This window comes from Microbulbifer maximicatervae (SeqCode), assembly GCF_052468155.1.
Map to the genome: position 1 here is coordinate 2,631,425 of NZ_CP174335.1, position 22,480 is coordinate 2,653,904.

20 protein-coding genes and 1 pseudogene are annotated in these 22,480 nt (G+C 50.2%); 10 read left to right on the forward strand and 11 right to left on the reverse strand.

The annotated features are described in order from the left end of the window. Positions 1-63: 63 nt before the first annotated feature. The 3 genes and pseudogenes from ACJJIY_RS11335 to ACJJIY_RS11345 form a co-directional block, all read right to left on the reverse strand. Positions 64-531, reverse strand: a pseudogene (locus tag ACJJIY_RS11335) (transposase); the annotation flags it as partial. Positions 532-874: 343 nt separating this feature from the next. Beyond that, on the reverse strand, positions 875-1,087 hold the full coding sequence (locus ACJJIY_RS11340) for a hypothetical protein (protein ID WP_445357926.1): 213 nt from the start codon (positions 1,085-1,087) through the stop codon (positions 875-877). After that, a complete protein-coding gene (locus ACJJIY_RS11345; RefSeq protein ID WP_445357927.1) occupies positions 1,087-1,551 on the reverse strand; it encodes a Tse2 family ADP-ribosyltransferase toxin in 465 nt (154 codons plus the stop codon). Before ACJJIY_RS11345 ends, ACJJIY_RS11340 begins: the two co-directional genes overlap by 1 nt. A gap of 784 nt (positions 1,552-2,335) precedes the next feature. Between ACJJIY_RS11345 and ACJJIY_RS11350 the strand changes: the two genes are divergently transcribed. Next, positions 2,336-3,331 carry a transposase gene (locus ACJJIY_RS11350; protein WP_445357928.1) on the forward strand — a complete coding sequence of 332 codons (996 nt, stop codon included), beginning with the start codon at positions 2,336-2,338 and terminating at the stop codon, positions 3,329-3,331. A 370-nt stretch (positions 3,332-3,701) separates the two neighbouring features. On the opposite strand, the gene ACJJIY_RS11355 is transcribed toward ACJJIY_RS11350, so the two are convergent. From ACJJIY_RS11355 to ACJJIY_RS11365, 3 genes are all read right to left on the reverse strand, one after another. Then, the gene (locus tag ACJJIY_RS11355; RefSeq protein ID WP_444927111.1) at positions 3,702-4,145 is read right to left on the reverse strand and encodes a hypothetical protein; all 444 of its coding nucleotides are present in this window, start codon (positions 4,143-4,145) and stop codon (positions 3,702-3,704) included. 63 nt (positions 4,146-4,208) lie between these two features. Continuing rightward, the gene (locus tag ACJJIY_RS11360; RefSeq protein WP_445357929.1) at positions 4,209-4,583 is read right to left on the reverse strand and encodes a hypothetical protein; all 375 of its coding nucleotides are present in this window, start codon (positions 4,581-4,583) and stop codon (positions 4,209-4,211) included. 47 nt (positions 4,584-4,630) lie between these two features. Then, positions 4,631-4,831 (reverse strand): hypothetical protein, encoded by a 201-nt coding sequence (locus ACJJIY_RS11365; RefSeq protein WP_445357930.1) that lies wholly within the window; start codon positions 4,829-4,831, stop codon positions 4,631-4,633. Between the two features lie 25 nt (positions 4,832-4,856). Between ACJJIY_RS11365 and ACJJIY_RS11370 the strand changes: the two genes are divergently transcribed. Continuing rightward, the gene (locus ACJJIY_RS11370) at positions 4,857-5,807 is read left to right on the forward strand and encodes an IS5 family transposase (RefSeq protein WP_444895065.1); all 951 of its coding nucleotides are present in this window, start codon (positions 4,857-4,859) and stop codon (positions 5,805-5,807) included. A 139-nt stretch (positions 5,808-5,946) separates the two neighbouring features. Here ACJJIY_RS11370 and ACJJIY_RS11375 read toward each other — a convergent pair whose 3' ends face one another. From ACJJIY_RS11375 to ACJJIY_RS11385, 3 genes are all read right to left on the reverse strand, one after another. Next, entirely contained in the window at positions 5,947-6,318 is a 372-nt protein-coding gene (locus ACJJIY_RS11375; RefSeq protein WP_445357931.1) for a hypothetical protein, read from the reverse strand. An 82-nt stretch (positions 6,319-6,400) separates the two neighbouring features. After that, complete coding sequence (locus tag ACJJIY_RS11380) at positions 6,401-6,664, reverse strand: hypothetical protein (RefSeq protein ID WP_445357932.1); 264 nt, start codon at positions 6,662-6,664, stop codon at positions 6,401-6,403. Between the two features lie 81 nt (positions 6,665-6,745). Continuing rightward, the gene (locus tag ACJJIY_RS11385) at positions 6,746-7,036 is read right to left on the reverse strand and encodes a hypothetical protein (RefSeq protein WP_445357933.1); all 291 of its coding nucleotides are present in this window, start codon (positions 7,034-7,036) and stop codon (positions 6,746-6,748) included. A gap of 2,073 nt (positions 7,037-9,109) precedes the next feature. Here ACJJIY_RS11385 and ACJJIY_RS11390 point away from each other — a divergent pair. The 7 genes from ACJJIY_RS11390 (at position 9,110) to ACJJIY_RS11420 (ending at position 18,380) form a co-directional block, all read left to right on the forward strand. Then, the gene (locus tag ACJJIY_RS11390) at positions 9,110-10,576 is read left to right on the forward strand and encodes an AlkA N-terminal domain-containing protein (RefSeq protein ID WP_445357934.1); all 1,467 of its coding nucleotides are present in this window, start codon (positions 9,110-9,112) and stop codon (positions 10,574-10,576) included. Continuing rightward, complete coding sequence (locus tag ACJJIY_RS11395) at positions 10,573-11,094, forward strand: methylated-DNA--[protein]-cysteine S-methyltransferase (RefSeq protein ID WP_444916473.1); 522 nt, start codon at positions 10,573-10,575, stop codon at positions 11,092-11,094. The genes ACJJIY_RS11390 and ACJJIY_RS11395 overlap by 4 nt, the downstream gene beginning before the upstream one ends. A 98-nt stretch (positions 11,095-11,192) precedes the next feature. Next, positions 11,193-11,729: a gamma carbonic anhydrase family protein gene (locus ACJJIY_RS11400; protein ID WP_445357935.1), complete on the forward strand. Its 537-nt coding sequence runs from the start codon at positions 11,193-11,195 to the stop codon at positions 11,727-11,729. After that, positions 11,722-11,937, forward strand: a complete 216-nt coding sequence (locus tag ACJJIY_RS11405) for a DUF1289 domain-containing protein (protein WP_108732299.1) — start codon at positions 11,722-11,724, stop codon at positions 11,935-11,937. Before ACJJIY_RS11400 ends, ACJJIY_RS11405 begins: the two co-directional genes overlap by 8 nt. Positions 11,938-11,995: 58 nt before the next feature. Then, a complete protein-coding gene (dnaE, locus tag ACJJIY_RS11410) occupies positions 11,996-15,514 on the forward strand; it encodes a DNA polymerase III subunit alpha (RefSeq protein WP_444906003.1) in 3,519 nt (1,172 codons plus the stop codon). 93 nt (positions 15,515-15,607) lie between these two features. Next, positions 15,608-16,564 carry an acetyl-CoA carboxylase carboxyltransferase subunit alpha gene (locus ACJJIY_RS11415; RefSeq protein WP_445357936.1) on the forward strand — a complete coding sequence of 319 codons (957 nt, stop codon included), beginning with the start codon at positions 15,608-15,610 and terminating at the stop codon, positions 16,562-16,564. Between the two features lie 553 nt (positions 16,565-17,117). Further along, positions 17,118-18,380 (forward strand): sugar MFS transporter, encoded by a 1,263-nt coding sequence (locus ACJJIY_RS11420; protein WP_413664876.1) that lies wholly within the window; start codon positions 17,118-17,120, stop codon positions 18,378-18,380. Between the two features lie 146 nt (positions 18,381-18,526). Here the strand turns inward: ACJJIY_RS11420 and ACJJIY_RS11425 are convergent, their stop codons facing one another. Beyond that, positions 18,527-19,366: a LytR/AlgR family response regulator transcription factor gene (locus ACJJIY_RS11425; protein ID WP_445357937.1), complete on the reverse strand. Its 840-nt coding sequence runs from the start codon at positions 19,364-19,366 to the stop codon at positions 18,527-18,529. Beyond that, complete coding sequence (locus ACJJIY_RS11430; protein WP_445357938.1) at positions 19,363-20,535, reverse strand: sensor histidine kinase; 1,173 nt, start codon at positions 20,533-20,535, stop codon at positions 19,363-19,365. Before ACJJIY_RS11430 ends, ACJJIY_RS11425 begins: the two co-directional genes overlap by 4 nt. A gap of 524 nt (positions 20,536-21,059) precedes the next feature. Between ACJJIY_RS11430 and ACJJIY_RS11435 the strand changes: the two genes are divergently transcribed. Continuing rightward, entirely contained in the window at positions 21,060-22,391 is a 1,332-nt protein-coding gene (locus ACJJIY_RS11435; RefSeq protein ID WP_413664879.1) for a sugar MFS transporter, read from the forward strand. The last annotated feature ends 89 nt before the right edge of the window (positions 22,392-22,480 follow it).

The window sequence follows — 22,480 nt, forward strand, 5'->3', positions numbered from 1 at the left end:
TACCACCAAATTTCTTTCATTGTATTAAATTTAGGCGTCTTGACGCCCTTAATTCATCCTCAATCAGTGAATACTGCCATATCTCATCAACTTTTCAATGTTATGTACCAAGCAGAACATCCGCCATTGTCCCTGAACCTTACTTTTTCCTCGTAGCGAGAAGCGATTTAATCGCTTGTTGGTACCGATGTTCCCAAACACAGGCTCAACAACAGACATTCGATGCCCATAAATGGTCTTGCCTTCGATACTATCAACCCGCTTTTTCATCCAGTCAGTGGCTGTCCGTCCGTTTGTCCAAGTTAGGGATACTTGCCTTCCATGTCCTTTTCGAGAGTCGGCAGAATCTGGATTTCGCATGCACTGATTTTTAAGGCTGCATTTCCTGCAGTCAGTAAGGCGCCCTTCGAACATTAGTTTTTTCTTACCTTCACTGACATGCTCTTCTTTTAACAAGAGCATGGTTTTTTCTGCTGGACAGATGCAGGTTTTCTTTTTCTTGTTGAATGTAAATTCACTAGCAGGGACAACAGAACTAGACACCCACCGAACAAAAAGCATAAGCCGCCAACCCTATTAGGTCGGATTTATGGGGGTCCTATTTGTGGCCTAATGCCAAGATTAATACCTTAGACAGAGTGAAGGCCTGAACCCAAACTCCACGAGTTAAAAGCGAGGGCTAGCCTATCGATTTGTTTCCAGTCGGATAAAGTTGAGGTGGCGTACTATCATGGCACTCAACTTAAATGAGAAGTTACTCGACGCTATCGTTTGGTAGGGATTCAACGGATAGGGAGCCGGCCATTGTGCTCTGGCACGATGGGTGGTGTGGGGGGCCGGTAGTTTGAAGCTACCGGTTACCCGACTTATAACCTTAGAGCAATTTATCCAAAGGAATTCCAGTTTCAGATTCTATACTCTTGTATTCTGATTTAATGAACTCCAAGAATTGGGTTAGCTGAAGGAGGTGCTCCTCATAATCTTCTCTATCTCTAAGAGTTTCGCTATTCAGTAAGTTTTCTTGGTAAAGAACAGCGTCTCTGACAGAGGATACGAGCATTGGTGCCCATGTATTTGGTATTTCCATTATGCGGCCTCTTTGATTAATTGTTTTGCAAGCTGCAACAACTTACTTTTGAACTGAGATATCGGCATATCAAAAGCTGGCGCAATTGTATAGTGAGTCGCCTCGAACTTTGAGTTATACTCATCTTTTACGATAGCAAGGCCTTCGGGAAGCTTGGTACCTTTAGGTATCTTAAAATACTCCCAACCGTTCCCTTTAGGGACACCTTTCTCATCGAATGTACTCAGCCCCCTGGGGCGATCTTTCACACAAACCCAATCTTCATTAGCCCTACGCTCAATTGTAATATCTGCAGGCCTAGGTCGACCATTAGATAGAACAAAGCCTTTCTCAACAAAGTCAAAAGGTTGTTGCCCTGATTTTTTCTTTAATGCTCTCCATAAGTCAACTGGAGTTGATTTATCGAAGAAGCGATCAAGTTGATCTTTTTCTATTAGAACGTCCTTTAAAGTTGTAACACTCATTTTCCATTCTTGATTTGATATTGATTGTTTTAACGTTGCCAGTAAGGGCAGCCGAAGCGGAGCGTAGGCTGTCCAGCCGAGCCTCCGGCTGGGCGATCTTGCCTGGCCTGGTTATAGCTAGCTGTATACTGAACGACCCACTTGCTCTCTGCCAGCCTTTGGCTGGCCACTGCCCAATAAATTTATAGGAACAAATACCATACTTCTCCGACCAATTAACTATCTGATTGGCACTCCACAATGGGGCAATAAGCTTTAAGGGCTTATTGACTTATAACGAAGGCACTTGAACGAAACTGCGGTACCAGTTTTGCAGGACAACGCTCTGGAAATTGTGCTCAGATGGAGATTGATGCTTACAGCAACTACAAAATTTCTAAAAGCTGCCCGCCACAATAACAGTCGTGTATGCAGGCGTAGTGGAAACGCGAAGCGTTGAAACGGAGTTCCGGCATGACACGTTTGGTACCCCCAGCATGAGCGTGAACTAATGAGGTGAAAATTCCCTGTAGGAAGGTCACCATTTAATGGGTTCCATTAAATGCTAACTACTAGCGAATGGCAACTGCAACACCGTGAAGTATTGTGGGGAGGAAGCCACTAGCAAAGCTACGAGCTGACGAATAGAAACATCATATAAGGCTTAGCCTGGAGGCGAGGTGGCCAAGGAAGAGTTGATTTAAGCACCCACCAAACAGAAGGTATAAGCCGCCAACTCTATTGACAAAGGGTGGAAATACTAGAAAATACTGGATGTTCATCCAGGTTAATGTGTGTTCAGCTGATGACTCTACCTCGAAGCAGTCAGATATCTCTTGATGCAACCCCTTATTACCACTGCGTATCCCGCTGTGTGCGGCGAGCATTCCTTTGTGGACGGGATAGTGAATCCGGGAGAGATTACGAACATCGGCGCGAATGGATTGAAAATCGTATACAGCAATTGGCCGGGGTTTTTGCGCTGGATATTGCCGCCTTTGCAGTTATGAGCAACCACTACCATGTAGTACTCTACATCGACAAAAAATCTTCTGATAAGTGGTCTCTTACAGAGGTAATTACCCGTTGGGAGAAGCTGTTTCGGGCTCCCTCTCTGGCTCTACGCTATCTCAAAGGCGATACCCTCGATCACTGTGAGCTGGAAAAGCTAAGAGAAGTCACCGCAATATGGAGGGAGCGCTTAATAGATATCAGTTGGTTTATGCGCTGTTTAAACGAGTCTATTGCTCGACAAGCCAATGCTGAAGACAAGTGTACAGGCCGTTTTTGGGAGGGGCGATTTAAGTCCCAGGCTTTGTTGGATGAAAAAGCCCTCGCCGCTTGCATGGCCTATGTAGACCTAAACCCTATCCGCGCTAATATTGCCAAAACGCCTGAAGACTCTGATCACACCTCTATTCAACTGCGTATTCGCTCTGCAATCACCGCTGAGCAACCCAAAAGTTTACTACCGTTTGTGGGGGATGAGCGCTTAAATATGCCAAAAGGGTTACCTTTTCAGCTGGGCCACTATTTGGAGTTGGTGGATTGGAGTGGTCGGCATCTAGATCCCAAAAAGCGCGGCACTATGGCTGAAAATACCCCTCCCATACTTGAACGCCTGGGTATTTCACCTGAGCACTGGCTTTACCTCAACCGAAATTTTGAAAGCCGATTTAAAGGATTGGTAGGGTCGGTTGAAGCAGTACGGAAAGCCTGTAACTTATTGAATAAACGCTGGGCCCAAGGTGTGCGTGATTGCCAAAAGTTTCTCTCTTACCCTTCATCTCAACTCAATTGAATCATTTTTAATCCCACCGATCGATCCCCGTTCGCCCTGTGTGCTGAATGCTCTGTACACCAAAAATAGACAAAATACTCCGCATATTCGTGCTTCGATGCTCCTCTGGCGAGCATGGCTTTTTATTTTGCCGATTTCTCACTCTCCTACATGATTCATGGGTGTCCTATTTGCGACATGATTCATGGGTGTCCTATTTGTGTTCATTCAGCGGCTAGACTTGAGCCAAAGTCAGGCCTGCCCCATTTTTCTTTGTGTAGTTCTTCGAGAGATTTTGATAGATCCACGATAATCCTTTAAGGGCCATAACGCCCAAAGCAGCGGCGCGCGTTAGCGCGTCCAGCCCGCAGGGCAATGCTGCCTTTGCTTGTTAAATGCATAAGTCTTCCAGCACACGGTTTACAAAAATAGTGCTGTTCTTACACATGTTATTAGAAAAATGAATTTCAACCATTACTCTTGGCCATGCGCCGGTTTTCACCCTAAATTGGTAAGCTAGCTCGGCTTCTATTGCTCTTCGTTCTTCAGGTAAATCCAATAACCGATTTACAGAATAATAACGAACTTCAATTTCTTCATCTTTGAACCCTTCTCTGAAATGGTAGGCTAGGTAATTCTTCTTTCCGTTGGCCTTGCGAAGCTGATGATTGAAACCTTTTCTAATCCGATCAAACCCTGACGCACTCTCCCCGAAGCGTATAACCGAACCCTTGTGTAGGAATGCGTAAATACCGTGCTTCTCACATTCCATATTGCTTCGGGAAGGAAGCTTACCTTCCTTTGTAAGTTTGAATGTACTCTCAACTTTATTCATAGAAGCATTTAACGCTCGCCAGCAGGGGCCGCAGCGAAGCGGAGGTCCCTTTGCCTGGCCTGGTTATGTGTTTCTGATTGGAATGTCACCATAACCCCATATCAACGTGCCAATTACCGCAAGTACAAAACCAGACCACTTTATAGCATTGAAGTAAGCGCCATAGTCATTTCTCAAGGTTGTATAGTCACTTGTTGATAACCCAGAAGGATAAATGTAACCACTAATTTTATTATTTTTTATCTCAATCCATACAGCCAAAGCGACAACAATAGATCCACTTCGCTGGAACCATGAGGCAACTGATTCACCATCAGGTAGTATGCATTTTCCGAAATACGCAATTAGGGGAATCGAAAATGCAATAATAACGATGGGAAAAGTAGTCCATAAGCTGCTTTTTATTGCTCGCCTCGCATTGCTCATCCATTCGTTCAAGCTTTTCTCTCCTCAACACACATAACGCTTTTAGTTGCGGAATAGCGTCAGCTATTTCCGCAACCTAAACTTGTTAAATTTCGTTGCCTTATCATATTTTGGTAAAGCTTAATCTCTTCTATTTCTTCTTCTAGCACACCAGCAATATGTTTCGACTGACTCTCAGCCATTCCTTTATCCAAATCGTTAGTTAAAAATGCGTCTAGGGAACCTCTGAATAATTCCAAGCCAATATTGGTAATATTCACCTACCCATCAAGACTACGATGAATTATGCACCAAGTCACCTTTGCCGAAGCAGAATATAAGCTAAAGCGCCGTATAACTCGCCGAGAGAAGTTTCTTTCTCAAATGGAAGCCCTCATCCCATGGCAGCGACTAGAAGCTCAGATCACTCCTTGCTATCCACAAGGCAAACGTGGCCGACAGCCATATCCATTGAGTGTCATGCTCCGTATTCATTGCATGCAGCTATTTTATAATCTCAGTGATCCCGCTATGGAGGATGCACTGTATGAAATTGAATCCATGCGTAGTTTTGCTGGATTGACTTTGAGCGGCCCAATTCCCGATGAAACAACGATTCTTAACTTTCGCCACTTACTGGAGCTCAATCAGCTAGGTGCAGCTCTTTTTGATGAAATCAACAAGCATCTTGCTGAGAATGGCATGGTACTGCGTGAAGGCACGATTGTAGATGCCACTATTATCTCTGCGCCAACTTCAACCAAGAATAAAAAGAAAAAACGTGATCCAGAAATGCATCAAACAAAGAAAGGCAATCAGTGGCATTTTGGAATGAAAATGCATATCGGGGTTGATGATGTGCTCGGAGTAATACATAGCATAGATACAACAGCAGCGAATTCGCATGATGTCACAACTACAGAGCGAGTTCTCCACGGGGAGGAGAAAAGAATCTGGGGAGACTCTGGGTACATTGGTGCGGAGAAACGTGAAGAGTTGAAAGAGCGGGAGGCGGATTGGTATATAGCAATGAAGCCGAGCAAGCTAAAAACTCTTCCAGGGCGTGATGCACTTCGTAAAGCGGAAAAGATCAAGGCGCAGATAAGAGCGAAGGTCGAGCACCCCTTCCGCTACATCAAACGGGTATTTGGTTATGACAAGGTCCGCTATCGGGGACTGGTAAAAAATACTGAGAGGCTGTGCTTACTGGCAGGCTTTACCAACTTAATAATAGGGAGAAAATACTTGGCTGCCTAGGGGTGGTTCGCCTGAAATCCACCTATTGAGGGTTTCAGATGAAAAATTAGTGGACTATTACGCGCAAATTACGCGTTTGTGCGTAATAAAGTGAATTTTTCAAGCAGCTCAGCTTAATTCTGGAAAAATGCTTCGTTGATCAGAGGGTCCCTAGAAAACGTTGAAAATCTGGCGCATCCCATTGGCATCGTCCATGCTCTGCAATATAAATCGCAGACTCTAAAAAATTAGACCAGTCAATTTCGCCTGATTGATACATTAAAAATTTCGCACAAACTTCATAAAAACCAGTCTCAATTGAAGGATAGTTTTCCTCAAAGTTTCCATATGCTTCTGATAACAAGCGTTTCACGGCAGCATCTTCGTCCTTCAAAAGTGACAAATCCATTATCAGTTCAGAAGGCTCGCCTTCCCTTAGAATGATTTCATCACAGCATGGAATGTAGTCTGTAGACTTTATTAAGCCCGCAGAAATTATAGTTGCGAAAGTTACCAAATCTCTATTGCTCATACTCTCTCAGGAATTTAACGCCGCTAGCACCGAGCGAAGCACGCAGTGCGTAGTCCGATGCCTAGCCTGGTTAAATGCATGATTAGGCATCTGCTCGTCTTTTCAGCTTGACGCAGCACAACGTTGTAAACATGTAGCTGCCTTTTTCATGCTCTACTTCTACAACGACATTATCTTTTTCTAAAACGTTGTCTGTTGTAACCCATTGCAAAAATCCTTCTTCTAGTTCGCTGTGAGAATAGTCTTCTCCGAGCATTACAACATTTGCAGATTCGAATTCGTTTGGGCCCACATCGTATTCAACGATATCACCCAATTTTACTTCTTCTCCAGATTCGTATTGCATAAGCATTTAACGCCTCAATAACCGGCAGCCAGAGCGTAGCGAAGGCTGTCCGGCGCCGAAGGCGCGTAGTTCATTGATTTGTTAAACATAATACACCATCAATGCCACTAGAACTAAAATTAACATCAGGTAGATTGGTTTGATCTCGATGGAGCCGGCATTCTCTGCCTCAGCCTCTAGCTTCAGTAGTTTTTCGGTATCGCCAATATTGTTTAGGAGCATTTTGTTTGAGAATTTCGCAATCCTAATACTCCATTCATTAGGGCCAAGCTCTTCTAAAGAATCACAAAGGGCAATCAGCTCTCTAGATTCTTGTTCGGGGAGACTTTCAATAACCTCAGAGATCAAATCATGCAACTCGATAATATCCATTAGATGTTTAACGCCGCTAGCAAGGGCAGCCGAAGCAACGCGTAGGCTGTCCAGCCCAGCCCCGAAGGGGTTGGGCGAGCTTGCCTAGCCTGGTTATGGCTGGCGCGCTCGGGACCGACTACTAGCACTTTGCCAGCCATAGTTTGGCTGGCCACTGCCCAATATTTACGAGGGAAGAATACCGCACTTTCCCTAACCAATTCCTATCTTACTGGCAATCTGCGAAATTGCAGCGGACTGCCTTTTTTTTACAACACCCGAGCGAACACTCTTGGAGCGAAACTGCCTGAATAGCAATCAGTAAAATTGCTCAATACCAGATGCTATTTAGTGGCACGAAATCTTCAGTTACCACGAAAAATCAATAAAACCGACCGCCACAATAACGCCGCTAGCAAGGGCAGCCGAAGCAACGCGTAGGCTGTCCAGCCCAGCCCCGAAGGGGGTGGGCGAGCTTGCCTAGCCTGGTTATGGTTGGCGCGCACTGAACCACCTATTTGCTCTCTACCAGCCAACTTTGGCTGGCCACTGCCCGATAAATTTAAAGGGAAAAATACCATACTTTCCCAACCGGTTAACTATCTGATTGGCACTCCATGATGGCGTAGCTGGCTTGCAGGGCTTGCTGACTTAAAACGATGGCACTGGAGCGAAACTGCGGTACCAAATTTCAGGAAAAATCTCAGAAAAAAGTGCTCAGATAGAGATTGATGCTTGCAGCAGCTACAGAACATCTAAAAATCGACCGCCACAATAACGAAAATAGATATGCGGAACCGTTAAGAAAGTTGGCAGTGCCTTTGTGCAAGCAAAGGGAATGACAATTTTTAGGTTTCCGCATAATCGGGTTGTTATTTGTTGCTCGTGGCACTGTGTACAAATCCACTACAAATATCTTTCTTTTATTGTCTACCACGATTCGGAGAGAGAAACTAGCAGCACTAGGTTCGCGGCCTTGCTTCGAAGCGGCTGCGCCGTCCGCATTAACTTCGTTATGCGAGCGTCGCTGAAGCTTCGAAGCTTACATGAAGGTCGAACCGTTGGCTATGGGCTTTCCCGCCAATACTGTTTTTTTATACAGCAACCTAATAATTACCTGCTATTCTTTATTGAACCCCCGCAAAACTGGAGCGAGCGACCAATAACAGCTATATAGTAATCATTATGATCACTATTATCCTGATTACTATCCTGGAATCAATCTTACGCCTTGGCTAAAAAATGTTATTCAAATCAAAAGATTATTTGCTTTTATGTCAGTCGTACCAAATGTAAAAATGATCACTTTGACTGCTATCCCCAAAAAAGACTACCTTTGTAACTCGTTGTATTTCATCAAGTTTTTTCCTGATAAAGCTATTCTTCAAAAATAACAGTCAAGATGATCAAAAATATCTCTGTATGCCCATTAATTGTTAGCGACCGTTAGTGCAAATAGGGCTGGAATTGAGCAACAGCTATGGCCTGGGTATTTCAAATCTATAGTGCTGCTGATTAATTTCATGATACTTCTGGCTAACCGGGCGTTTCCCAATCAAGACGCGGTTCGACGGAAATGTCTGGACCATTACGACGTCGCGGTGCAGGTTGCTAATAACTCTACAAGCGTCGAAGGGTGTGTCTTGAAAGCGATAGCTGCTGCATTACGGGGCTTGGAAAGGATTAGGTCCATTTGCGGCGAGTTGCGCTTACTATTTGTAGTTTTCAAGGTGCGCAAAGAATGAGTGACTCCGTTGCGATTGCCTTGAACATTTACGTTTCAGGGTTTGTATCAATTAGCGTTTCTGATGGTTAGTTGGGCTATTCCGGGGCTGTTTAACCCACTTACAAATACCTCCCTGGAATGGTTAAAAGCCTCCGTTTTATCAGTTTATTTAAAGAAAAATCTTTAGGTGTGACTTATCGGCAGAGGGCCTTTTTGCGTAAGGTATTCAAGAGCATCTAATTGGTTTCACTCTTTCAAGCCGCAGCTGCCTGACTTATAAGTCTACAGCCCAAAATGGTCAGTTCCGTTTATGACTAGTTCCGATACCGTCCAATCCATACACTGGTAGTCAGAAACGAGAGAGACTTATGAAGATTGATGCAGCAGTTTGCTCCAGTGCGCGATTGGCCCGAGACCGGCGCTTTGATGGGCGCTTCTATACCGCAGTGAAAACAACCGGCATTTTCTGCCGCCCGATCTGTCCCGCTCGGCCTCCGCTAGAGCGCAATGTCACTTATTTTGAGACTGCGGCGGAGGCGGCCAATGCGGGCTTTAGGCCTTGCCTGCGCTGTCGACCCGATTCTGCGCCGGGCAGTCCAGCTTGGGGATTGGTGTCGACCACCGTGCAGCGCGCTTTAAAACTGATGCGCAGTGAGCGCGAGCCTCAATCTGTGGAGCGGCTTGCAGAGCGTCTCGGAGTCAGCAGCCGCTATTTGCGCCGTCTGTTCTCTGAGCACCTGGGGGTAAGCCCCTTAGCGGTTTGGCAAACCGAGCGGGCACTGTTTGCTTTTCGTTTACTGCGAGATACGGACCTGCCTATTGCTGAAATCGCTTACGAGTCTGGTTTTAACAGCTTGAGACGCTTTAACGGCGTATTCAAACAGATCTATCAACGCACCCCATCCGAGGTGCGCAGGGAGGCGCACGCAGTGCGCTCGGAGAAGGCGAGTGCCACACGGGTGCGGTTGTACCTGGATTACCGCCCGCCGTTAGATTGGCAACAACTCCTGGCTTTCTTGGGAGCTCGCGCTTTGACCGGGGTAGAACAGGTGGAGGGGGAGGTCTATTCACGCAGTTTCGAACTGGATGCCTGTCGCGGCGTGATGGAGGTTTCCCACGATCCGGAACGAAATCGCCTGGTGGTGGAAGTTTTTGGTCAGGAAGGTGGGGCAGGGTTATATCTACTGAACCAGCGCCTGCGCCGGTTGTTTGATCTGGATGCGGATATTGAGGAGATCCAGACGGTATTAAATGAAGATCCACTGCTAGCGGATCAGTTGGCGAAGAATCCGGGCCTGCGCTTGCCTGGTGCCTGGGACCCATTCGAATATGCACTGCGGGCGATTCTCGGTCAGCAGATTAGTGTCGCGGCGGCGACCACTATTGCCGGACGTATCGTGGCCCGCTACGGGGAGTCTTTTGTGGATGACGCTGGCAGAGAGCGGTTTTTATTCCCAACGGCGGAGCGTCTCGCTGAGGCGGACTTTGCCGATCTGGGCTTGACCCGGGCTCGGATGAAAACCTTACAGGAGTTTGTCGCCGCAACTTTGGATGGCCGTGTGAGTTTTGCCGATCAGTCCCTGGAGGATTGGTGCAGTCAAGCCACAGCACTGCCGGGTATTGGCGATTGGACGGCGCATTATATTGCTATGCGCGGCCTGTCGATGCCGGACGCTTTCCCCGCGTCGGATTTGGGTATTCTGCAAGCCCTGGGCAGTGATGGTGAAAAGGCAAAACCCAAGCAGGCCTTGGAGCGGGCAGAGCAGTGGCGGCCCTGGCGGGCATATGGAGCCATTTTGTTGTGGCAGTCCCTGAAATCTGGAGAGAAAAAATGATTGTCTATGAGAGTTACACCACGGAATTGGGGGATGTTGCCATCGCGGCCTGCGAGCAAGAGGGAGAGGGTCTCTCCCGAGGTATAGTTGCACTCCAGTTTTATGACGATGAACGGCCACTGCGTTTGGGGGCCGGTTGGCAGCGGGGCGCCTCGGAGCTGACGGATTTGGCCGCTCAGCAGTTGCGGGAATATATCGCCGGCCAGCGCAAAAGCTTTGATCTGCCTCTGGCGCCAAAGGGCACTGAATTCCAGCGCCGGGTTTGGGATGCGCTGTTGCAAATTCCCTTTGGCGAAACCCGCAGTTACAGCCAGCAAGCCCAGTGGTTAGATCAGCCACGGGCTATTCGCGCGGTAGCGCGGGCCAATGGTGCGAATCCGATTGCCATCGTTATTCCCTGCCACCGTGTAATCGGAGCCAATGGCAGCCTTACCGGCTACGCCGGCGGCCTGTCTTTGAAAGCGCGCTTGCTCACCCTTGAGGGCGCCAACTTTGTCCAGCAGGGCGAGCTGCTCTAGCTGGTCATATCGGGAAAAGCGCAATCATCTCTCCCTAGCCACGGCCTCTTTGGCGCGAGATAATGAGCGGTTCATCATCATATCGAGCCGGAGGCCAAATGCTGTACAGATTGGGTGATAAACAGCCACAACTGGAAGGTGAGGGCCACTATATTGCGCCCGGTGCCCATGTGATTGGAGATGTGCGTATGCTTGCGCATAGCTCCGTATGGTTTAACGCGGTGGTGCGCGGCGACTGTGCGCCGATCACTATCGGTGAATACAGCAACGTACAGGATGGCTCGGTACTGCATGCCGATGTGGGTGTGCCATTAACCATCGGCACCGGTGTCACCGTAGGCCATAAAGTGATGCTGCACGGCTGTGACATTGGTGATTACAGCCTGATTGGTATCAATGCCGTGATCTTAAACCGGGCCAAAATCGGCAAGTGCTGTATCATTGGCGCCAATGCGCTGGTGACCGAGGGCACAGAAATCCCCGATTACTCTATGGTGCTGGGCTCTCCCGGCAAGGTAGTAAAATCTCTCGATCCCGCCACCAACGAGCTGCTCAAAGCCAGCAGCGATCACTATGCGGCCAACGGCAAACATTTCGCCAGTGAACTGGTCCCGCTTGAGGCTAAAGATGTCTGAACAACCGGTAAAAACCGTGGAGCCGAAAGAGCGCCCGGTTAAATCCCCCTGTATCTCCGTATGCGCCCTGAATGAGCAGGACCTGTGCGAGGGCTGTTTTCGCAGTGGTAACGAAATCAGCCGTTGGGGCTCCATGAACAATGATGAGCGCCGTGCAGTGTTAAAGCTCTGCACCGAGCGCGCGCGGCAAATGGGCCGAATCTGGTAAACAATCGATAGCGCTTTGTCGGGGCCGGGCCTCGCAGGGCCCGGAACTAAATGCGACTATGACCCAACCCTTTGTCCACCTAAGAATTCACTCAGAATTTTCCCTGATCGATGGCCTGGTAAGAATCAAGCCGGCCATCGCCCGCGCCCAGGAGCTGGAAATGCCAGCCCTGGCGATTACCGACCAGTGCAACCTCTACGGGCAGATTAAATTCTACCGGGCCTGTTTGGGCTCCGGTATCAAGCCGATTACCGCAGCGGATTTTTGGCTCAGCGAAGGCGGCGAGGGCAAGCCTACGCTGATCACGCTCTATGCGATGAACGCCGATGGCTACCGCAATATTACCGAGCTGATTTCCCGCGCCTGGATGGAAGGCCAGTACCACGGTAACGCCTATATCAAGCGCGAATGGGTTAAGGAGTACAGCGAAGGGGTGCTGATGCTGTCCGGTGCCAAGTACGGCGATGTGGGCCGTGCCCTGGTAGCGGGGCGCCGCGCCCAAGCAGAGGAGCTGGCACGGGAGTGGGCGGAGTTATTCCCCGGCCGCTACTACCTGGAGTTACAGCGCACCGGTCGCGCCGGCGATGAGGACTACCTGCACTCGGCGGTGAAGTTGGCCCAGAACCTGAACTTGCCAGTGGTAGCCACTAACGATGTGCGCTTTATGGACGAGAGCGAGTTCGAGGCCCACGAGGTGCGCGTTTGTATCCACGAAGGCCGCGCTCTCGATGACCCCCGCCGCGAACGCCGCTATTCCGCGCAGCAGTATTTCCGCACACCGGAAGAAATGTGGGAGCTGTTTGGCGATATCCCCGAAGCCCTGGAAAACACCGTGGAGATTGCCAAGCGCTGCTCCGCACCGATCCAGCTGGGCAAGTACTTCCTGCCAGAATATCCGATTCCCGAGGGCATGACCGAAGACCAGTTCTTCGAAAAGGTCTCCTATGAAGGTATGGAGCGGCGCCTCGCCACCATCCTCGACAAGTCCGCTGCGGACTATGCCGAGCGCCGCCAGATCTACGAAGACCGCCTGCGCTTTGAGCTGGATATCATTATCCAGATGGGATTCCCCGGTTACTTCCTGATCGTAATGGACTTTATCCAGTGGGCCAAAGACCACGATATCCCGGTGGGCCCGGGGCGGGGTTCCGGTGCCGGCTCCCTTGTGGCCTACTCGCTGGACATTACCGATCTGGACCCACTGCAATACGATCTGCTGTTCGAACGATTCCTGAACCCGGAGCGGGTGTCGATGCCCGACTTCGATATCGACTTCTGTATGGAGAAGCGCGACCGGGTAATTGGCTACGTTGCGGATAACTATGGCCGCCAAGCGGTTAGTCAGATTATTACCTTCGGAACCATGGCCGCGAAGGCGGTGGTGCGGGACGTGGCGCGGGTACAGGGCAAGTCCTACGGCCTCGCCGACAAGCTGTCCAAAATGATTCCCCCCGATGTGGGCATGACCCTGCAAAAGGCCTTCGACCAGGAAGAGATCCTGCGGGAATTTCTCGACCACGACGATGAGGGCCAGGAAATCTGGGAGATGGCCCTGCAACTAGAAGGTGTGTCCCGTAACGTGGGTAAGCACGCCGGTGGTGTGGTTATTGCCCCCACCAAGCTCACCGATTTTGCGCCGCTCTACTGTGACGAGACTGGCGCGGGTCTGGTAACCCAGTTTGATAAAAACGATGTGGAAGATGCGGGTCTGGTGAAGTTCGACTTCCTCGGCCTGCGGACGCTGACCATCATCGACTGGGCCAAGCGCATGGTGGACGAGACCCGTGCGCGAGAGGGTGAGGAACCCCTGGATATTGCCGCGCTGCCGCTGGACGATGAAGAAACCTTCAAAATGCTCAAAAGGGCAGAGACCACGGCGGTATTCCAGCTGGAATCCCGGGGTATGAAGGACCTGATCAAGCGCCTGCAGCCGGACAACCTGGAAGATATGATCGCCCTGGTGGCCCTGTTCCGTCCGGGTCCGCTGCAATCGGGCATGGTTGATGACTTTATTAACCGTAAGCACGGTCGCGCCCAGGTGGCCTACCCGGATGCCAAATACCAGCATGAGAAACTGCAACCAATCCTGGAGCCCACGTACGGAGTTATCGTCTACCAGGAACAGGTTATGCAGATCGCCCAGGAGTTGGCGGGCTATACCCTCGGTGGCGCCGACCTGTTGCGCCGGGCGATGGGTAAAAAGAAACCGGAGGAAATGGCCAAACAGAGGGCCACTTTTGAAAACGGGGCAAAAGAGCAAGGAATTGACCCCGAACTTGCGATTAAGATCTTCGACCTGGTAGAGAAGTTCGCAGGCTATGGTTTTAACAAATCGCACTCTGCGGCTTACGCACTGGTGTCATACCAGACCGCTTGGCTAAAAGCGCACTATCCCGCCCAGTTTATGGCGGCGACCATGTCTTCGGATATGGATAAGACCGATAAGGTGGTCACCTTTATCGAAGAGTGCCGAGCCATGGAGCTGGTGCTGGTGCCGCCGGATGTGAATCTGGGCAGCTTCCAGTTCTCGGTGGATATCGACAATCGCATTATCTACGGTCTCGGTGCGATTAAGGGCCTGGGTGAAGGTCCGATTGAAAATATTATTGCGGCGCGGGAAGAGGGCGGTCCCTTTACCGACTTGTTCGACTTCTGCTCGCGGGTTGACCCACGCAAGGTGAACAAGCGCGCGCTGGAGGCGCTGGTGCGCTCAGGGGCACTGGACAGCATAGGCCCGGATACCAATGGTGCCGACGGATTGGATTACTCCCGCGCTGTGCTGTTTAACGCGCTGGATGAAGCGGTAAAAGCGGCGGAACAGCAAAAGGCCAATGCCAATGCGGGCATGATGGACCTGTTTGGCGAAGTGGTGCCCCAGGCATCCGAAGGTGATGTGTACGAGGATTTCCGCCGCACACGCTGCTGGAGTATTCGCGAGCGCCTGGAAGGCGAAAAGAATACCCTGGGCCTGTATCTCACCGGGCACCCGATTGATGAGTATGCCGGTGAGTTACAACACCTGGTGAAGGCGCGAATCGCCGATTTGAAACCCGGCCGGGAATCGCAAAAAGTTGCGGGTCTGGTTGTGGCGATGCGGGTAATGAAAACAAAACGCGGTGATTCCATGGCTATTGTTACCCTGGATGACCGCAGTGGCCGTATTGAAGCGGCCATGTTCAGCGAGGCCTTTGGCGAACATAGAGACAAGTTGGCCAAAGATGCTCTGCTGGTATTGGATGGACCGGTTGCCACTGACGATTACAGCGGCGGCCTGAAGATGACAGTAAACAGCGTTTCCACGCTCGATGAGCTGCGCCAGAGCCGGGTGACCGGGGTGCGTTTGCGAGTGGATAGCGGCAGTGTGGCACCGGGGCTGGCCAAGCGGCTGGCCGCTTGCCTGCAACCCTATACCGGTGGTCAGTGCGGGGTGAGCCTTGAGGTTTCCCGCCACGATGCCCGGGGCTTGTACCGACTGCCGCCGCAGTGGAACGTAGAACCAAACGACCAGATGGTCCAGTCCCTCAGGGAACTGTTGGGACGTGAGCAGGTGGCGCTTCAATACGCACAACGGCGTTAAAATCTACCGGGCTCGACTGGCTGGTTCTGTACAGTTAAGCTATGCCGCTGTGATAGCCCGGTGGTAACAAAAAGAGTTAAAGGCGCAGATTTCATGAATTTTAATTTTCTCGAGTTTGAGCAGCCAATTGCAGAGCTGGAAGGCAAGATAAAAGAGCTGCAGCTTGTGGGTGATGACAACGAGCTGAATATCGCCGATGAAGTTACCCGGTTGCGGGAGAAGAGTAGAACTTTGACCGAGTCCATCTACTCCGACCTGAGCCCATGGCAGGTCGTACAGGTAGCCCGCCATCCGCAACGTCCCTATTCAAAGGACTATATCGAGCGCTTGTTTACCGATTGGGATGAGCTGCACGGCGACCGTCACTTTGGTGATGACAAGGCGATTATCGCTGGTATCGCGCGCTTAAATGGCAAGCCGGTAGCGGTGATTGGTGAAGAGAAAGGCCGCTCTGTAAACGAGAAGGTTGCACGCAACTTTGGTATGCCGAAGCCGGAAGGTTACCGCAAAGCCCTGCGTGTTATGGAAATGGCCGAGCGCTTTAAAATGCCGGTTCTGACCCTGATCGACACCCCGGGAGCCTATCCGGGTATCGATAGTGAAGAGCGCGGTATCAGTGAAGCCATCGCCCAGAATCTGGCAGTGATGTCCCGCCTGCGCACGCCGATTATTTGTACCGTGATTGGTGAAGGTTCCTCCGGTGGTGCACTGGCGATCGGTGTGGGTGACCAGCTGAACATGCTGCAGTACTCCACCTACTTTGTGATTTCCCCTGAGGGTTGCGCCAACATTATCTGGAAAACTGTTGAGAAAGCGCCTTTGGCCGCTGAGGCGATGGGGGTGACCTCCAGCGTGTTGGAAGAGTTGGGTATTGTGGATGAAACCATCCCCGAACCTCTCGGTGGTGCTCACCGCGATCCGGATGCAATGGCCACTAGCCTCAAAGACCGTCTTAGCGAGCAGCTGGACCAGCTGAGCAGCATCCCCATTGATGAGCTGCTGGAGAAGCGCTATCAGCGCCTGATGAGCTACGGCAATATCGTTTCCTAAGCTGCTTTTTTACTCTAGGGAGTTGTTCAGAGGCTCCCTAGATCCTTTCCCTGCCGCGCCAAGTGTATAAATTTATTGCCGTGTGCGCGGTTGGTGTTTCCTTCCTAGTCCCTTCTTTCCCTACTCATAGATACTTGCGCTTGTGTGTCATTTTCCGCGCGATTGAGTTTTCCCTTTCGCTGTCCCTCTGCCTGAAAAAACCACTACTTGCAGAGTTGCCTTGTGGTCAGTCTCGTCAATACAGCTAGGTTATTGGACTCCCGGGAAGTTTTAGAGGGGAATAAAGTACTCAAAAAGGTTGATCTACTCTTTCGAGCGAGGCCGTTGAGAAAGCGGTTCAGCTGGCCCGATAGCAGGCAGTCTGGAGTTTGACGGCCGCTGTATGTCCACGCTGCCTCCATTTTGAACCCCCTTATCGAAAAGCCCTCTGAGGCGGCGCTACCTCCATGATAGAAAGTACCAACAATAAAGATTGGTGCAATAGGCACAGGTTTGCCCGGATAAAAATATCGACCGGAGAGACCTGTGAGCTGAAGTCTCAGGATTAATAATTATGGCAATAATGCAGAGTAATACAGCAACGGATGCTGCGCAGATACCGACGGGTGACCAGTCGGGGCACAGGTTTGCCCTGGTGGCGCTGACCTCACTATTTTTTATGTGGGGCTTTATCACCTGCCTGAATGATATTTTGATTCCCTACTTGAAAGGAATTTTCGAGCTGAACTATGCCCAGGCAATGCTGGTGCAGTTCTGCTTTTTTGGTGCTTATTTCCTCGTTTCCCTGCCTGCCGGTGCCCTGGTCAGTAAAATTGGTTATCAGAAAGGGATTGTGACCGGCTTAAGTATTTCGGTGGTTGGCTGTTTGCTGTTTATTCCCGCTGAAAGAATGGAAGTCTATGCACTGTTCCTCGGTGCACTGTTTATTCTGGCTTCCGGTATTACTATTTTACAGGTCTCCGCCAACCCTTATGTGACAGCACTGGGCGATGAGCGCACGGCGCCCAGCCGCCTGACCTTGACCCAAGGCTTTAACTCCCTGGGCACCACTATCGCCCCTCAATTTGGTGCATTGCTGATTTTACCCGCTGCCGGTGTTGCAGCGGGTGCTGCCAGCGCTGCTGTTATTGAAGTTCCCTACCTGATCCTGGCCTCCGCGCTGGCGATCCTGGCTATCGTCTTCGCATTTTTGAATTTGCCGGCAATTGTCAGTAGTGCAACTTCTGAGTCTGTTTCCAATACTGAAGCCGCTTCCGCCTGGAGCTACCGTCACTTGGTGTTGGGCGCGATCGCTATTTTTGTCTACGTGGGTGCTGAAGTCTCTATCGGCAGCTTCCTGGTGAACTTTATCGCTGAGGATTCCATCGCCGGTTTGGAAGAGTCTGAAGCCGCCTTCTATATCTCCCTGTATTGGGGTGGCGCTATGGTTGGTCGCTTTGCCGGCGCTTTAATTATGCGCTTTATCTCTGCTGGCAAAGTGCTCGCAATCTGCTCTATCGGCTCCTGTGTACTGCTGTTGATTACTGTTACGGGTAGCGGCTATCTGGCGATGTGGGCGGTACTGGCTGTGGGTCTTTGCAACTCTATTATGTTCCCGACTATCTTTAGTTTGGCGCTGGCCAAGCTGGGCCCATCGACCAGTCAGGGCTCCGGAATCTTATGCCTGGCCATTGTAGGCGGTGCTATTGTGCCGTTGTTACAGGGGCTTCTGGCTGACCAAATTGGTATCCAATTGGCGTTCGTTCTGCCGATCTTCTGTTACCTATATATTCTCTACTACGGTCTCTCAGGACACCGTACAGATAAACGCGCTTAAGTTTTCTTTTCTTCTCTTCTGAGCTCGTTTGCCGGCATTTTTATGCCGGCTTTTTTGTGTCCGGAATAAATGGCCAATTTGAAATGTATTTGATTGTGGGGGGAGGGGGTACCGGCGATCCCTGCCAGTTTTAGAGAGGTTGGAGGTTAGGAAGCTTGGGGGGCAGTTAGATCAGACTGTTTGTTGGAATCGAGAAATTCTTTAATCGGTAAGCGATAGTTGCGACTTACTTTCAGTTTTGCACCGCTGCTCAGGGTGAGAAAGTACTCGCCTTTAGTTAAAACCTTGATATGCACAATAAAGTTCAGGTTAACCAGCGTGGATCTGTGAATGCGTTTAAAAGTGTCTGGGCAGAGTTGTTTTTGCAGGTCTTTAATAGTGCTGCGCATTACATGGGTTTCCCCTTTGGCATGCACACACATATAGTCACCCGCCGCATCGATCCACTCGATATCCGGTTGGCTAACCATGGTGATACTGCCCCGGTCTTTAATGGCGAGACGCTGGGTTGAAGTAGCGGCGTTCTCTCCGCTTGATGCTTTGCAGGCACTGCTTTCGAAAGATCGCATCAGGCGATTTTTCTCTTCCTGATGGCCATCCTCTCCTTTGGATATCATCTGTGCCTGGCGCTGGCGGGCCCGATCGAGGGCTGTTTCCAGTCGGCGCGGGTCCAGTGGCTTGAGCACATAGTCAACCGCATGGACTTCAAAAGCCTTAAGGGCGTATTGGTCGTAGGCTGTGGCAAAGATGACCAAGGGCATGGTGTCAGCCTGCAGGTTGCGCACCACATCAAAACCGTTCATTCCTGGCATCTGAACATCGAGAATGAGTAGGTCTGGGTTGTGCTCTGAAACTGCTTGGACAGCTTCCCGGCCATTGCGACAACAGGCGAGAATATCCAGGTCCTTGCGTTCTTCGAGCATACTTTTCAGTAGTCTTAAAGCCAGGGGCTCGTCGTCCACCAGTACGACGCTGAGCTTGCTCATTGAACTTCTCCCTGTGTCAGGTGGGTTGATTGGTTGGAAATTTCCAGTGGAATATTGATGAGTACTTGCATACCGCCATCAGAATTTTTGTTTTGTTCTATTTTGAAATCTTGTGGGTAGAGCGTCGATAGCCGTTCGCGCACGTTTTTGAGGCCCACTCCCGTTGAGGAGGATTCCGGGTCACATTCGCTGGCAAAGTGATCTGGGCAGCCGGTGTCGTAGACTTCCAGCACCAGGCGATCATCGGTGTTGTGCGCGTGGATACCGATAGTGCCCCCCATTTCGTTGGGGGCTATGGCATATTTCACCGAGTTTTCCACCAGTGGTTGCAGCAACATACTGGGCACTTGCGCCCGGCGTACAGTTTCATCGATCGATAGGTCTACGGACAACCTGTCGGCAAAGCGGGTTTTCTCAATCTCCAAATAGAGCAATACCGCCTCGATCTCGCGGTCAAGCTCCACTTTCTGCATGGGGTCTTCTTTCAGGGAGAGCCTTAAAAAATCACTGAGGCGCACAACCATTTCTCGCGCTTCATCAGATTGCTGGAATCGAATTAGGGCGTTAATGGAGTTGAGCGTATTGAAGAGAAAATGTGGGTTAAGCTGGTAGCGCAACATTTTTAGTTGCGCTTCATTGGCAATGGCCTCTGCTTGAAGTCTGCGGAGCTGCTCCCGTTCATGTACTGCTGCAACCTCCAGCATTTTCTTGTGCTCTTCATTGAGTAGGAAGTGATATTTTACCCCGCAGTACAGGGCGCTCCAGAATAAAAATACAAATAAAGAAGCGTAATACCAGCCGCCGAACTCAGACCAGATCGAGTGTTCACCACTGAGGCGTATATAGGCCTCCATTCGAACCAGGGTCCATATTCCGGAAATAACAGCGACAGCCAGAAGGTAGATCACGGTGCGGAAAGCGAGCTCTGATTCCCAGGCGACATCAAAAATCGGTTTTAGAAACAGGGATAATAAAAATGCAATAGCGCACTGGAATACTGTATTGACAGGCTCGAAGTGAGGCCACTCGGTAGGGGAGTGCCACAGGGTCAGTGAAAGAAAAGTGACCAGCAGTATGCCAACCCAGCTGACCAGCTGCAGTTTCCAAAACCAGCGGGTCGACTGAATTTCAGTGTTCGGTCTCGTATCTAGACGGGTCGAGTACTGCATGATTTCCCGCATATTTAGTATTGTGAAAAGGACGGGATAGACGCTCATCGTCGCGTTCATTATTATCCGCAGAATATTACCTTGCAGAAACGTGACCCGCCAGAGGGGATAGCGCCACGCTTCCGGCTTGTCCCCGAGAAAGTCCTTTTTATCTGATTTCGGGGTGAATAGTCGAGTAATTTTCGGCAATCTCGACTCAGAAGACAACTCCTCTCTATTTTTAAATACGAGTTAATCAGCCCGGACTTCTTTGAGGCTAAAGTTCAGTGGTACTTCTGTTTATCCAGCTCGACACTATTAGATTGTCTATCTGGTCAAAAACGGTAATTTGAAATTTGATTGAGTAGATAGGTAGTTGCCAATAATTGTGGTAAAAATGTGCAGGGCCTTTAACGGCTTGAATGAATCCACAGTCGCAGAGGTGGTACTAACTTTTGCGCAAAATGATGTGGTGGCGGAAAAAATTCCGGGTGAATGGACCAACCGCTAGAAAGAAATAGTTTAGATTTGGGGATCGGTTTCCGATGAGCCAGATGTTGCCCGAATCGGGGTTCTCCTCGAGCGAGATGGCTAAATATGACACTGATGCCCGTGCCGGAGTAGCGGCCGGCGTTGCCCCGCGTTATATCAATTTAATTGCACTTACGTCCCTATTTCTAATTTGGGGATTTATTACCGGCCTGAACGATGTGCTGGTGCCGCACTTAAAAAATGTTTTTGAGTTGAGTTACACCAAAGCTGTCTTGGTGCAGTTTTACTTTTTTGCTGCCTATTTCCTGGTATCCGTGCCGGCAGGCATGTTGTTGAGGCGGGTTGGTTATCAGCTTGGGCTGGTGCTCGGGCTTTTGGTGGCTTGTGCGGGCTGCCTGGTCTTTATTCCCGCTGCCCGCTTACAAATCTACGAAGTGTTTTTGCTGGGGCTGTTTGTTCTGGCCTCCGGGATTACCCTGCTGCAGGTTTCCGCAAACCCCTATGTTATCGCGCTGGGCAGTGCTCGCACGGCGCCCAGTCGACTGAATCTTACCCAGGCTTTTAACTCCCTGGGAACTACCTTGGCACCGGTGATTGGCGGCGCAGTTTTCTTTGCGGGACTTACTATTACCGCTGACCCGGATACAGCGGCGAGTATTATTGAGTTCAGGGCCCGCGAAGCGGCTTTGGTGGAGACCCCTTATTTCTGGTTGGCAGTGCTTCTACTGGTGATGGTCGCTTTCTTTTCCTGGATCAGGTTGCCAGCTATTCCCGAGCACCAACAGGGTGGAGGAGCGGATGGTCACGATGTGTTTTCTCTGTGGCGTTTCCCCCGCTTGACCCTGGGGGCTGTAGGTATTTTTGCCTATGTGGGTGCGGAGGTGGCTATTGGCAGCTTTCTGGTGAGTTTCTTTGGTGAACCATCAGTGGCAAAGATGGCTCCTTTTGAAGCGTCAAAGTATGTCTCTTATTACTGGGGCGGAGCGATGATTGGGCGCTTTGCCGGGGCCTTTTTGCTGCGCTTTGTCTCTGCTGGAAAAACCCTGGCGGTTTGTGGCCTGGGTTCGGTGGTACTTATAGCAATCGCGATGATGACGTCTGGCCCGATCGCGGTCTGGTCCATAGTTGCGGTGGGTCTGTGTAACTCGATTATGTTCCCGACTATATTCAGCCTGGCCTTGCGCGGGCTGGGTAAACATACCAGCCAGGGTAGCGGTATCTTATGTATGGCAATTGTAGGTGGTGCAATTATTCCTCTTTTCCAGGGAATGCTGGCTGATAGCGCCGGTATACAGTATTCATTTTTGGTGCCTCTGGTGTGTTACTGCTATATCGTTTATTACGGCGCTTTTTCACGAACCCTGCGCGGTAGCGCAGTGGAGTAGAACCTTCATTTATCCTTTCCGCCTTGTCTGCAATTTGGACCAGCCCATCGGATTTCTATTGGCCTGTAGAGACAAGTACTGCAATTTGT